Genomic DNA, 11,753 nt, shown 5'->3' on the forward strand with positions numbered 1-11,753 from the left:
CGAGCACCCCAGGCCAGCTCCGGCACGAGCGCCGCGGCTCCGAGTCCATTCAGAATGCTCTCTGAGCCTTGAGCCCTCAGCCTTCAGCCCTGAGTCCTCAGTCCTCAGTCCCGAGTCCCGAGCCCCGAGCCCGAAGTGATAGCCTCTCGCCCCATGTGCACTCGAAGGCTCCTGATCCAGGCCCTCGTGCTCGTGTCCCTCCTCGCGACGGCGTCGATCGCGCTCGCTCAGGAGCAGCCCAACATCCTCTGGCTCTCGAGCGAGGACAACGGGCCGCAACTCGGCGCGTACGGCGACGCGTACGCCACCACGCCCGCGCTCGACCGGCTCGCCGCCCGCGGCGTGCGGTTCACGCGCGCCTGGGCCGCCGCGCCGGTGTGCGCGCCGTCACGCACCGCCATCATCACCGGCCTGTCTCCGCAGACCACCGGCGGCCACAACATGCGCAGCGAGGTGCCGCTCCCGGGCGACATGCCGATGTTTCCGGCACTGCTGCGCGCGGCGGGGTACTACACGTCCAACAACGTGAAGGAGGACTACAACCACCCGACGCCCGCCGGCACCTGGGACGACTCGTCGAAGACCGCTCATTGGCGTGGCCGGCGACCTGGCCAGCCCTTCTTCGCCGTCTTCAACAGCGTCACGACGCACGAGAGCCAGATCCGGCGACGTCCGCACACCGCGGTTCACGACCCGGCGAAGGTGCGGGTGCCGCCCTATCACCCCGACACGCCAGAGGTCAGGCAGGACTGGGCCCAGTACTACGACAAGCTGACCGAGATGGACCGCGAGGTCGAGGCGCGCCTTGCCGAACTCGAGGCCGACGGGCTGGCCGAGTCGACGATCGTCGTGTACTGGGGCGACCACGGCGTGGGACTGCCGCGAGGCAAGCGCTGGCTGTATCCAGCGGGCCTCGACGTGCCGCTCATCGTGCACGTCCCGCAGCGCTTCAGGCACCTGGCACCCGAGGGGTACAGCGCCGGCAAGGCGCTCGACCGACTGGTCAGCCTGATGGATCTCGGTCCGTCGATGCTCAGCGCGGCAGGAATCCGCCCGCCGGCCTGGATGCAGGGGCAGGCGTTCATGGGACCGTTCGCGGCGTCGCCGCGCGCGTGGCTGCAGGCCGGCCGGGATCGGATGGACGAACGCGTCGACATGTCGCGCGCCATCACCGACGGCCGGTATCTCTACATCCGCAACTTCCGTCCCGATCGCAGGCAGGGCGAGTACCTCGCCTACATGTTCGAGACGCCGACGACACAGGTGTGGAAGGCCAGGCACGACGCCGGGCAGCTCACGCCGGCACAGGATTCGTTCTGGCGCGAGAAGGCGCCGGAGGAACTCTACGACCTCCGTGCCGATCCGGATGCCGTCCGCAACCTCGCCGGCGACCCCGCCCACCGGGCGGCGCTGGAGCGATGCCGCGCCGCACTCCGCCGTCACCTGATCGCCTCGCGTGACCTCGGCCTGCTGCCCGAGGGCGACATGCACCGCCGCCGGGGCACGCGCACGGCGTTCGACCTGGGACGCGATGGGACGGCGTTCCCGGTGGAACGCGTTCTCGAGCACGCCTGGATGGCGTCGATGCGCGATGCCGGGGCCGCCGAGACGCTGCGCCGCGGGCTGGGCGACCGGGATGCCGCGGTGCGGTACTGGAGTGCCACCGGCCTGCGCCTGCTCGGCGCGTCGGCTGTGGCGGCGCACGAGGCCGCGCTGCTGGCACTGCTGACCGACGACGTGGCACCGCGCGTCGCGGCGGCAGACGCCCTGGTGCGCCACGGTTCGCCGCAGGCCCGCGCGCGGGCGTTCGAATCGCTGTCGGCGCTGCTGGACTACCGTGCCGTGGGACACCACGCCACCATGCTGGCGCTCGACACGCTGGTGGCCCTCGGCGACCTCGCAGCACCGATCCGCCTCGCTGCGGCCGCCGCGCCCGCGCCGGGCAAGGACGTGCCGGCGCGCGAACAGGAGTACATCGCGCGCCTGGCCCTGCGGTTGCGCGAGCAGGCTGCCGCGGTCACGCCGATGCGCTGAGGCGCTCGCGCGCCAGCTGGGGCAGGGCGGCGTTGCCCTGCTGCCAGGCGGCGGCCAGCGTCATCGCGTCGATGCGCCACGTGCCATCGGCACGGGTGAACGTCCACTCGTACCGGCCTCCGACGACCCAGCAGTCGCCGTCCGGCGGGGAAGGATCGGTCAGGAAGTGGTGTCCGATCACTGGCGCCAGGGCGCTCGCTCCGCCGCCGTCCACGCGTACCAAGACGGACCCGATCGTGTGCTGCGTGCGCGTGAACCCCGGGACGAGCCCTTGCCAACCCGCAACCAGGTCGTTGCGCGTCAGAGTGGCCGCCTCCCCGCCGAAGAGTGACGTGTAGTCCACCCGCACCCGCGGTGCGAAGCAGTCGAGGACGTCGTCCCACCGCCGCATGTCGATGGCGAGGGCCAGGCTCGCGACCAGGTCGAGGAGCCGCGCACGGTCATCCAGCATGCGGCCCTCCGCGAAGCGTGTCGGCGAACCAGGGCAGCACGTGCGCCAGCGCGCGATCCACGTGCTCCGGGTCATCGTAGAAATCGGTCTGCTGCCCCTCGACCCAGGCGAGCTGCCGCGGACCCTGCAAGGCGTCGTGCACCTGCCGCACGTGAGCGGGCAGCACGCAGCCGTCGCCGTGCACCAACAGCGTGGGTGTCGAGACGCGCGCCGCCGCGCCGAGGCCATCGAACGTGAGCCAGTGCAGCCAGCTCATCTCGTCCATCTCGTTGCGCCACGTCGCGACCGCGCCGCGCTCCGGGCGCGCGTAGTAGTCCACGGGAAAGAACATGCCGGCACGATCGTCGCCGTCGGCATACGCCGGCACCAGGCGTGGAGACTCGCCGGCCGCCAGTGCCTGCGCGGCGGCCGCCGCCCGGGCGAGCCGGCTGGCCACGCCCTGGTCGCCGCCATAGAAGGCTTTCACGGTCTCAGCATCGTGGTACCAGCCTGCGACGCTGGCAAAGGCCCGGATGGGAGCGCCCGCGGCCAGCGCCGCCAGCGCGTACTGGGCGCTGGCGCAGATGGAGAGAAGGCCGAGCGGACGCGAGAGGCCCCACTGCCGCAGCACGAAATCGGCGGCTCCCCGGATGTCGCCGATCTTGCGCGTCGGCATCTCGACCTGCCGGGGCGAGCCACCGCTGGCGCCGAAGCCGGCGAAGTCGAAGGTCAGCGCGGCATAGCCTGCCGTGGCGAGCCGCCGGGCGTAGACGGCCGGCATCTGCTCCTTCACGGTGAGCCACGACCCGGTGACGATGACGAGCGGTGTGCCGGGGGCCAATCCCGCCTCGGGCGCGTGCAGGAGGCCGGCCAGAGGCACGCCCCCCGAATCGAACAGGACAGGAAACTGACCGGTCATGTGCGTACTGTGACAGCACGCCCCACCGTCAGGTCTTGAACGAAATCGACCTGGGCGCCGGCCCTGTGTGCAGCCGGCGCCGATACGCGCCCGGTGGCATCCCCATGACCCGACGGAAGACCCGGGTCAGGTGTGCCTGGTCGGCAAATCCCAGGGCCGTCGCCACATCGGCGACGAGCATGCCGCGCGAGAGCGCGACCCGCGCGCGATCGACGCGGGCGAGCAGGTGGTACCGGTACGGGGGGATGCCATACGCGCGCCGGAAGGCCCGCACGAGCACGTCCTTGTGCAGGCCCGAGGCGCGGGCCAGGTCAGCCAGCGACACCGGCGCATCGAGTGTGCTGTGAAGGAAGGCGCGAATCCGCTCGAGACGCACGCGCGGCTCCACCGGATCGGGATCACCACGCCCACCGAGGACCGTCGTCGCCAGGGCGACCAGGGCGGCCACGGCTTCGTCGCGGGCGAGCGGCGGCTGGTGCTGGTCCGACACCCGGCGCATCAGTGCCAGCGCGGTCCGTCCGGCCTCCGGGCTCGCGAAGGCCATGCGGCGCGGCTGACGTGCCGGCAGGCGACTTGCGTCGATGTCGATGGAGACGAACCCGCTCGGACCGGTGTCGTCGCACGCCCAGACCACGGAGGGGGCGCGCACGCACAATGCGTCGGCCGGGTAGTCGAGCACGCGTCCCTCGGCCTGGACGACGTGGGCCGGGCCCATCTTCACGCACAGGCCGACCGTGCCGGTCAGGCGGGCGGGAAAGCGGCGTCGCGCCGGGGCCGCCCAGACGAGCTCCGTCACGTCATCGGACGGACGCGACAACAGTCGCACGCGCTCGAGCGCATGGGCGCGCTCATCCTGCACCGTGGACTCCGTGCATCGCTCAGCCTCCGAGGGGCGTGCGACAGGGCGCGGCCCTCCGTCGTCACGGCTTGCGGCTCTAGCCTGCCACCTGGTCCCACCACTCCACGCGCATCCGCTCGGGGCGCCGGAAGAGCAACACGAGCGACGCACCCGCGGCAAAGCCGCCAGCATGGGCCCAGAACGCCACGCCGCCCATGTCCTCGGGCCGCACTACCGCGAGTGCGCCGATCCCGCTCAGCAACTGCGTGGCGAACCAGAGGCCGAGCAACAGCGACGCCGGCACCTCGAGGAACGTGACGAACACGAAGGTGAGCACGCGTGACTGCGGGAACATGATCAGGTAGGCGCCGAGCACCCCCGCGATCGCACCGCTGGCCCCGACCATGGGCACCGTCGATCCGCGCTCGATCCCCACCTGCAGCAGCGCGGCCGCCAGGCCGCACAAGCCGTAGAACACCAGGAACCGCAGGTGCCCCACCCGGTCCTCGACGTTGTCGCCGAAGATCCACAGGAACAGCATATTGCTGAAGAGGTGCCCGAACCCGGCGTGCACGAACATCGCCGTCACGACGGCCGGCCACGTGAAGGCGGCCGGCGTCAGTCCCCACGCGCGCAGGAATGGCTCGTACTCAGGGGTGTCGCTCCCCGGCATCGCCAGGAAGACCGCCACGTTGATCGCGATGAGCGCCATCGTCACAAACGGCGTCGTTCGCGAGGGGATGACGTCGCGGATGGGCAGCACCGAGTCATTGTAGACTCGGAGTTCGGCGGTCCCGCGCGCCAGGCGCAAGGCCCTGTTGCCGGCCCCCCGTCGAGGGCCCGACCGCCGACTGCCGCCGACGGCCCACTGCCCACTGCCGACTGCCGACTGCCGCTTCCATGCCCAAGACCTGTACGACCTGCGGGACCGAGATCGCCGACAAGGCGCTCATCTGCTATCGCTGTGGCCAGGCGACCTTCGTGCCCAGGCACGCTCCGGCGCGGCCGCCGGCTCGCGGGCGGCAATTGATGCTCGTGATCGGCCTGATCATCCTGATCCTGGCCGCGCTGTTCATGGGCCAGGTGCAGACGGGGACGGTGCCCGACTGGGTGCGCTACACCATCATGGTGCTGGCGCTCGTGGTGCTGGCCTGGCGGACGCTGGTGCGTCGGCGTCGCGGCCGGGGGATCCGCGGATGACGACGCGTCGCGCGCGGCGGCTGGCGTACGGGCTCTGCCTGTTCACGGCGTTCCTGGTGTGGAACGGCATCTTCGGACTGCTCGTGAGCCGGGGCGAGAAGCAGTACCTGCTCGATCAGGCGCGCCACGAATTGCGGCTCGGGCCGCCGGCGTCACTCCCCGACCGGATGCGCGGCACCATTCGCAACGGCATCAACGAGGCCACGCGCTGGGCCGTCGTCGTGTTCGTGCTGGGAGCGTTCTCGGTGTGGTTGGCGACGCGCCCGTCGACCGACGAGGAGTCGCCGGGGCGTCCGGGCGGCCTGCTCGACGACTGACGCGGGTGATTTGAAATCTGGAACTTGAAATGCTCGGCGGCTTGGCCTTCGGCCTTCCCCGCGCGAACATTCCGACGCGCCGAAACACAACGAGGCGAGAGGCCGGCAGGCCCTCGCCCCGTGAATTTCAGAATTTCAGTTTCGAATTACTGGCGCTTGTCCATCGCCACGTAGTCGCGCGTGCGGTGGCCCGTGTAGATCTGGCGAGGCCGGGCGATCTTCTGGTCGGCGTCGCGGTGCAGTTCGTCCCACTGCGCCACCCAGCCCGCCGTGCGGGGGATGGCGAAGAGCACCGTGAACATCTCGGGCGCGAAGCCGAGCGCCTCGTAGATGAGGCCCGAGTAGAAGTCGACGTTCGGATACAGCTTGCGCTTGACGAAGTACTCGTCCTCGAGCGCGATCCGCTCGAGTTCGAGGGCCAGGTCGAGCAGCGGGCTGGTGCCGGTGACGTCGAAGACCTCGTAGGCCGTCTTCTTGATGATCTTGGCCCGCGGGTCGTACGACTTGTACACGCGGTGGCCGAATCCCATCAGGCGTCCCTCGCCGGCCTTCACCTTCTTGATGAAGTCGGGGACGTTGGCCTTGTTGCCGATCTGCCGGAGCATCGTCAGCACGGCTTCGTTGGCGCCACCGTGCAGCGGGCCGTAGAGGGCCGCGGCGGCTCCCGCCATCGCCGAATAGGGGTCGACCTCGGAGCTGCCGATCGCCCGCATGGCGTTGGTGCCGCAGTTCTGCTCGTGATCGGCGTGCAGGATGAAGAGGATGTCGAGCGCACGCTCGAGGACCGGGTTCACCTCGTACTTGGCCTCGGTCATCTTGAACAGCATGTTCAGGAAGTTGCCGGCGAAGGAGAGGTTGTTGTCCGGGTAGACGTAGAAGCGCCCGGTGGAGTGACGGTACGCGTAAGCGGCGATGGTCGGCGTCTTGGCGATCAGCTTCTTGATGTGGCTCAGGCGGATGGCCGGATCGTGGACCTTCTTGGCATCCGGGTAGAACGTCGACAGCGCTCCCACGGTGCTGAGGAACACGCCCATCGGGTGCGCGTCGTACCGGAATCCGCGCATCAGGTGCTTGATGTTCTCGTGCAGCAGCGTGTGCGTGGTGACCCCGTCGATCCACTCGGCCAGCTGCGCGGCGGTCGGCAGTTCGCCGAACACCAGCAGGTAGGCCACCTCGAGGTAGGTCGACTTCTCGGCCAGCTGCTCGATCGGGTAGCCGCGGTACTCGAGGATGCCCTTGTCGCCGTCGATGTAGGTGATCGCGCTGCGGCAGGACGCGGTGTTGGTGAAGGCCGGGTCGTACGTCATCAACCCGAAGTCATCATCGTCGACCTTGATCTGTCGCAGGTCGATGGCCTTGATCGTGCCGTCGGTGACGGGCACCTCGTACTGCTTGCCAGTGCGGTTGTCGGTGATTGTGAGCGTGTCAGCCATCGCGTCGCTTCAGCGGGGGAGGCGCCTACAGGTCGGCCGCCTCGGGGTCGTCCGGCTCCATGTCTGGCGGCGCGCCATCCGCCGGACCCTCGACGCGGTAGTCGCCGTCGAGCCAGTGGGCGAGATCCAGCAAGTGGCACCGTTCACTGCAGAACGGCTGCCAGCGCGGGTCCACCGGCTGCTTGCGACAGTATACACAGAGGTCGGGCTCGGGCACGGGGCCATCGTAGCAGCCGCGGAGACGTTCCGCGCGCCATGATCCTGTGACGGGCGTCGGCCCTCAAACGTCCCCGCCGACTCCCGACTCCCGCTTGCCGACTCCGACCGACGCCTGCTACGGTCCGTGATGCCGCACGTCGCGGGCCGACACCATGAAGATGACGTCCTCGGCGATGTTGGTCGCGTGGTCGGCGATGCGTTCGAGATGGCGAGCGACGAGGATCACGTCGAGGGCCGGGGCAATCAGGTCCGGGGCAGCCTGCATCACGGGCAGCAGGTCGGCCGACACCGCGTCCTTCAGGTCGTCGACGAGGTCGTCGGTGTCAAGCACGTGCTCGGCCAGGGGCACCGCCTGCCGCACGTAGGCGTCGAGGGCATCGCGCAACATGTGCTGGGCCAGCGCGGCCATGCGCGGGATGCGGTCGGCCAGTTCCACCGGGGGGTACTGGAGGTAGCGCTGGACGGCTTCGGCCACGTTGACCGCCAGATCGCCCACCCGCTCGAGATCGGTGTTGATCTTGACGGCGGCCAGGACGGCGCGCAGGTCGATCGCCACGGGCTGGTGCAGCGCCAGCACCCGGACGCAGCGCTGGTCGATCTCCTTGTGCAGGGCGTTGAGCGGCTCGTCGCTGGCCTGCACGCGCGCGGCAAGATCGACATCGCGCTCGACCAGCGCCGCCGTGACCAGCCGCACCTGCTCCTCGGCCAGCCCGCCCATCACGAGCAGCCGCTCCTTCAGCGCTTCGAGGTGTTCCTGGACCTGCGGCACCAGCCGGGTGGTGGGTTCGTTCACCATCATCCGCACCGTCCGGTCACGTAGTCCTCGGTGAGCTTCTCGCGCGGCGCGGTGAAGACGTCCGCCGTGGTGCCGCACTCGACCACCTGTCCGCGCCAGAGGAAGGCCGTCACGTCCGACAGGCGCGCCGCCTGCTGCATGTTGTGGGTCACGATGACGATCGTGTAGGCCCGCTTGAGCGTGTGAATCAGTTCCTCGATGTGTTGCGTCGCGATGGGGTCCAGCGCCGAGGCGGGCTCGTCCATCAGCAACACGTCGGGCTGGACGGCCAGCGCCCGCGCGATGCACAGGCGCTGTTGCTGGCCGCCCGACAGCGACAAGGCCGAAGCGTGCAGGCGGTCGCGGACCTCACCCCAGAGCGCTGCGGCGCGCAGGCTCTCTTCCACCCGCTCGGCCACCTCGCGGCGCTCCGTGACGCCGTTGACGCGCAGCCCGTAGGCGACGTTCTCGAACACCGAGCGGGGGAACGGGTTGGAGCGCTGGAACACCATCCCGACGCGGCGACGCAGGGCCACCACGTCGGTGCCGGGGCCGTAGATCGACCCGCCATCGAGCAGCACCGTGCCCTCGACGCGGGTCTCCGGCACGATGTCGTTCATGCGGTTCAGCGACCGCAGCAGGGTCGTCTTGCCACAGCCGGAGGGACCGATCAACGCCGTGACCGTGCGGGGTTGCACGGCGAGCGCGACGCGGTCGAGGGCCCGGATCGCGCCGAAGCTGACGCTCAGGTCGCGGACCTCGATCTTGGGCGGCGCGCCAGCCTCGATGCGCGTCGCCGCCGACAGCCGCGACGGGTGCTGCGGACCCATCAGGCCGTCCTCCGGCGGTTCGATCGGTCGCGCACCCAGATGGCCAGGCCGTTGAGCACGAGCAGCACGAACAGCAGCACGAGGATGGCGGCCGCAGCGTTGGTCCGGAATCCCGCGCCCGGCCTCGACACCCACGCGAAGATCTGCACCGGCAACGCCGTGAACGGCGAGCGGGGGCCGTCGGGCACGAACGGCACGTAGCTCAACGCGCCGACGACGATGAGCGGCGCCGCCTCGCCGATGACCCGTGCGACCGCCAGGATCACGCCCGTCAGCACGCCCGGAAGCGCCGCCGGCAGCACCTGGTGCCAGATGGTCTGCCACTTGGTGGCGCCCAACGCCAGCGATCCCTCGCGCAGGTCGCGTGGCACCGCCCGCAGCGACTCGCGCGCCGTGATGATCACCAGCGGCAGCATGAGCAGCGCCAGGGTGGCCGCGCCCGACAGCACCGTTCGTTCCATGCCGAGCGCCCGCACGAACACGCCGAGGCCGAGCAGACCGTAGATGATCGACGGCACGCCGGCCAGCGTCGCCAGGTTGATCTCGATCAGCCGCCACCCGCGTCCCCGCCCGCCGTATTCCTCGAGCGCGATGGCGGCGCCGAGGCCGATGGGCACCGCCATCGCCGCGGCGAGCACCACGATCCACACGCTGCCGGCCAGCGCGGGCAGCAGGCCCGCCGACGCCGCCCGTCTCGAGGGAAACCCCGTCAGGAACGCCCACGACAGACGTCCCGCGCCGTCGCGGGCCACGTCCCAGAGCAGCAGGCCGAGCCCCAGCAACGCGAGAGCGAGGACGGCGAGGCCCAGCGCGTGGAAGCCGCGGTCGTGTCCCGCCGCGCCGGTCATGGCGTCACTCCCGGCAGCCGACGCCGCAGCCAGTCGCTGCACAGGTTGAGCACGAACGTGCCGCAGAACAGCAGGGCGCCGACGGCGAAGATCGTCCGGAACTCCCGCGTGCCGGCCGGCACGTCACCGAGGCTGACCTGCACGATGAACGCCGTCATCGTCTCGACGGGCACCAGCGGATTGGCCGTCAGCCGCGGCTGCTGCCCTGCGGCGATCGCCACGATCATCGTCTCGCCGATGGCCCGCGACACCGCGAGCACGACGGCCGATGCGACGCCGGACACCGCCGCCGGGAGCACGACGCCGACCGCCGCCTGCAGGCGGGTGGCCCCGAGCGCGAAGGCCGCCTCGCGCAATCCGCGCGGCACCGCGGAGAGCGCGTCCTCGCAGAGTGACGAGACGAGCGGCAGGATCATCAGGCCCATCACCAGCCCCGGCGCGAGCGCGTTGTACCCGGACATGCCCGGGAGCACCGTCCGCAGCATCGGCGTGACGAACAGCAGCGCGAAGTAGCCGTACACGACGGTCGGCACGCCCGCGAGCAGTTCGAGCACGGGCTTGGCGACGCGGCGCACGCGTCCCGGCGCGTACTCCGACAGGTACAGGGCGCTCACCAGGCCGGCCGGCACCGCCACCAGCAGCGCGATGGCGGTGACCAGCAGCGTCCCGGCCACCAACGGCAGCACCCCGTACTGAGGGTCGATGAACAGCGGCGTCCAGGTGCGGCCCGTCAGGAACGCGATTGGCGACACCTCGCGGAAGAACGCCGCCGCCTCCCACGCCAGCACGATGACGATGCCCGCCGTCACCGCGATCGACAGCACCGCGCAGGCGGCCAGAGCCCGTTCGACGAGCCCCTCGAGGATCACGCGCGTGCGCCCGGTCATGAGTGGACCCGCTCCCGCGCCAGACGCGCGCGGGCGTCGGCCTGCTCGGCGGGTGACAGCGGGACGTAGCCCACGTCCTCGGCAAGTTCCGGCCCATGCGTCATGCAGTAGTCGAGCAGGCGCCGCACCTCGTCGCGGCCCAGCGCGCGAACGCTCGCGTAGAAGTACACGGGCCGGGCGAGTGGCCGGTAGACGCCGGTGCGAATCGACTCACGCGTCGGCGCCACCGCCTCGCCGTCGTCGCGCGCCCGGATCGGCACGGCCCGCAGGTACTCCTTGTGGGCCTCGTAGTACGCGAACCCGAAGTAGCCGAGCGCGTCGGGGTCGGTCGCCACGCCCTGCACGAGCATGTTGTCGTCCTCGCTCGCCGTGTAGTCGCCCCGACTGTCGCGGGGGGCGCCAGTCACCACGCCGGTGAAGTAGTCGAAGGTGCCCGAGTCGACGCCCGCCCCGAAGAGGTGAATCTCGCGGTCCGGATATCCCGGCTTCCACTGTGCCCACCGCACCAGCCGACCCTGCGCTTCGTGGCGCCACAGCTGCCGCAGATCCGCGATCGACAGGGCGTCGACCCACGTGTTGGACGGGTGCACCGCGATGACGATGCCGTCGTAGGCGATGGGGACCTCGATGAAGCGGACGCCGGCCGCTTCGCAGCTGGCGGCTTCCTGCCGGGTGATGGGCCTCGATGCGGTCGCGAGGTCGAGTTCGCCGCGACAGAAGCGACGCAGCCCGCCGCTGGTGCCGGCCACGCCGATGGTCACCCGCGTGCCTGGCTCGGCCCGCCGGAAGTCCTCGGCCATCGCCTCGGCGAGCGGGTAGACGGTGCTGGATCCGTCGATGGTGATCACCGCATGTGCCGGTGCCGGGGCGGGCCGGCAGGCACCCGCTGCGATGGTCACGAGGACCAGGCAGCAGGCGAGGGCTCTCCGGCTCCGGTGCATCGGGGCAGACTAGCGGACGCGCGTTTCACGGTTGTTTCAATCTCGTAAAATCGGCGATCTGGCCAGCGTGCGCGATGCTAGA

At 70.5% G+C, this 11,753-nt stretch carries 14 protein-coding genes; 3 read left to right on the plus strand and 11 right to left on the minus strand.

Annotated features, from left to right (window positions below):
* The first annotated feature begins 153 nt into the window (after positions 1-153).
* Positions 154-2,034, plus strand: a complete 1,881-nt coding sequence (locus TBR22_RS10515) for a sulfatase (RefSeq protein ID WP_239492934.1) — start codon at positions 154-156, stop codon at positions 2,032-2,034.
* On the opposite strand, the gene TBR22_RS10520 is transcribed toward TBR22_RS10515, so the two are convergent.
* The 4 genes from TBR22_RS10520 to TBR22_RS10535 form a co-directional block, all read right to left on the minus strand.
* A complete protein-coding gene (locus TBR22_RS10520; RefSeq protein ID WP_239492935.1) occupies positions 2,018-2,485 on the minus strand; it encodes a nuclear transport factor 2 family protein in 468 nt (155 codons plus the stop codon). The genes TBR22_RS10515 and TBR22_RS10520 overlap by 17 nt on opposite strands.
* Entirely contained in the window at positions 2,475-3,383 is a 909-nt protein-coding gene (locus tag TBR22_RS10525; protein WP_239492936.1) for an alpha/beta hydrolase, read from the minus strand. Before TBR22_RS10525 ends, TBR22_RS10520 begins: the two co-directional genes overlap by 11 nt.
* A 28-nt stretch (positions 3,384-3,411) precedes the next feature.
* On the minus strand, positions 3,412-4,242 hold the full coding sequence (locus tag TBR22_RS10530) for a helix-turn-helix transcriptional regulator (RefSeq protein WP_239492937.1): 831 nt from the start codon (positions 4,240-4,242) through the stop codon (positions 3,412-3,414).
* Between the two features lie 76 nt (positions 4,243-4,318).
* Positions 4,319-4,984 (minus strand): rhomboid family intramembrane serine protease, encoded by a 666-nt coding sequence (locus tag TBR22_RS10535; protein ID WP_239492938.1) that lies wholly within the window; start codon positions 4,982-4,984, stop codon positions 4,319-4,321.
* Between the two features lie 137 nt (positions 4,985-5,121).
* On the opposite strand from TBR22_RS10535, the gene TBR22_RS10540 reads away from it, so the two are divergent.
* Both TBR22_RS10540 and TBR22_RS10545 read left to right on the plus strand, forming a co-directional pair.
* Positions 5,122-5,421: a hypothetical protein gene (locus TBR22_RS10540; protein WP_239492939.1), complete on the plus strand. Its 300-nt coding sequence runs from the start codon at positions 5,122-5,124 to the stop codon at positions 5,419-5,421.
* Positions 5,418-5,738, plus strand: a complete 321-nt coding sequence (locus tag TBR22_RS10545; RefSeq protein WP_239492940.1) for a hypothetical protein — start codon at positions 5,418-5,420, stop codon at positions 5,736-5,738. The genes TBR22_RS10540 and TBR22_RS10545 overlap by 4 nt, the downstream gene beginning before the upstream one ends.
* Before the next feature lie 146 nt (positions 5,739-5,884).
* Here the strand turns inward: TBR22_RS10545 and TBR22_RS10550 are convergent, their stop codons facing one another.
* From TBR22_RS10550 to TBR22_RS10580, 7 genes are all read right to left on the minus strand, one after another.
* Positions 5,885-7,171: a citrate synthase gene (locus TBR22_RS10550; RefSeq protein ID WP_239492941.1), complete on the minus strand. Its 1,287-nt coding sequence runs from the start codon at positions 7,169-7,171 to the stop codon at positions 5,885-5,887.
* Between the two features lie 25 nt (positions 7,172-7,196).
* Positions 7,197-7,388, minus strand: coding sequence for a DNA gyrase inhibitor YacG (locus TBR22_RS10555; protein WP_239492942.1), 192 nt, complete (start codon positions 7,386-7,388; stop codon positions 7,197-7,199).
* A gap of 117 nt (positions 7,389-7,505) precedes the next feature.
* Positions 7,506-8,186, minus strand: coding sequence for a phosphate signaling complex protein PhoU (gene phoU, locus TBR22_RS10560; RefSeq protein ID WP_239492943.1), 681 nt, complete (start codon positions 8,184-8,186; stop codon positions 7,506-7,508).
* Complete coding sequence (gene pstB, locus TBR22_RS10565; protein WP_370651508.1) at positions 8,186-8,929, minus strand: phosphate ABC transporter ATP-binding protein PstB; 744 nt, start codon at positions 8,927-8,929, stop codon at positions 8,186-8,188. Before pstB ends, phoU begins: the two co-directional genes overlap by 1 nt.
* Before the next feature lie 65 nt (positions 8,930-8,994).
* Entirely contained in the window at positions 8,995-9,843 is an 849-nt protein-coding gene (gene pstA, locus TBR22_RS10570; RefSeq protein WP_239492945.1) for a phosphate ABC transporter permease PstA, read from the minus strand.
* Positions 9,840-10,730 carry a phosphate ABC transporter permease subunit PstC gene (pstC, locus tag TBR22_RS10575; protein WP_239492946.1) on the minus strand — a complete coding sequence of 297 codons (891 nt, stop codon included), beginning with the start codon at positions 10,728-10,730 and terminating at the stop codon, positions 9,840-9,842. Before pstC ends, pstA begins: the two co-directional genes overlap by 4 nt.
* Positions 10,727-11,629: a PstS family phosphate ABC transporter substrate-binding protein gene (locus TBR22_RS10580; RefSeq protein WP_239492947.1), complete on the minus strand. Its 903-nt coding sequence runs from the start codon at positions 11,627-11,629 to the stop codon at positions 10,727-10,729. Before TBR22_RS10580 ends, pstC begins: the two co-directional genes overlap by 4 nt.
* Positions 11,630-11,753: the final 124 nt, after the last annotated feature.

This window comes from Luteitalea sp. TBR-22, assembly GCF_016865485.1.
In the GTDB taxonomy this organism is placed as follows: Bacteria; Acidobacteriota; Vicinamibacteria; order Vicinamibacterales; family Vicinamibacteraceae; genus Luteitalea.

Excerpts from the sequence above, each read along its gene's own strand:
- pstC (WP_239492946.1), bottom strand. The coding sequence starts at position 10,730 with ATGACCGGGCGCACGCGCGTGATCCTCGAGGGGCTCGTCGAACGGGCT.
- TBR22_RS10515 (WP_239492934.1), top strand. The coding sequence starts at position 154 with ATGTGCACTCGAAGGCTCCTGATCCAGGCCCTCGTGCTCGTGTCCCTC.
- pstA (WP_239492945.1), bottom strand. The coding sequence starts at position 9,843 with ATGACCGGCGCGGCGGGACACGACCGCGGCTTCCACGCGCTGGGCCTC.
- TBR22_RS10550 (WP_239492941.1), bottom strand. The coding sequence starts at position 7,171 with ATGGCTGACACGCTCACAATCACCGACAACCGCACTGGCAAGCAGTAC.
- TBR22_RS10525 (WP_239492936.1), bottom strand. The coding sequence starts at position 3,383 with ATGACCGGTCAGTTTCCTGTCCTGTTCGATTCGGGGGGCGTGCCTCTG.
- TBR22_RS10540 (WP_239492939.1), top strand. The coding sequence starts at position 5,122 with ATGCCCAAGACCTGTACGACCTGCGGGACCGAGATCGCCGACAAGGCG.
- TBR22_RS10520 (WP_239492935.1), bottom strand. The coding sequence starts at position 2,485 with ATGCTGGATGACCGTGCGCGGCTCCTCGACCTGGTCGCGAGCCTGGCC.
- phoU (WP_239492943.1), bottom strand. The coding sequence starts at position 8,186 with ATGGTGAACGAACCCACCACCCGGCTGGTGCCGCAGGTCCAGGAACAC.
- TBR22_RS10545 (WP_239492940.1), top strand. The coding sequence starts at position 5,418 with ATGACGACGCGTCGCGCGCGGCGGCTGGCGTACGGGCTCTGCCTGTTC.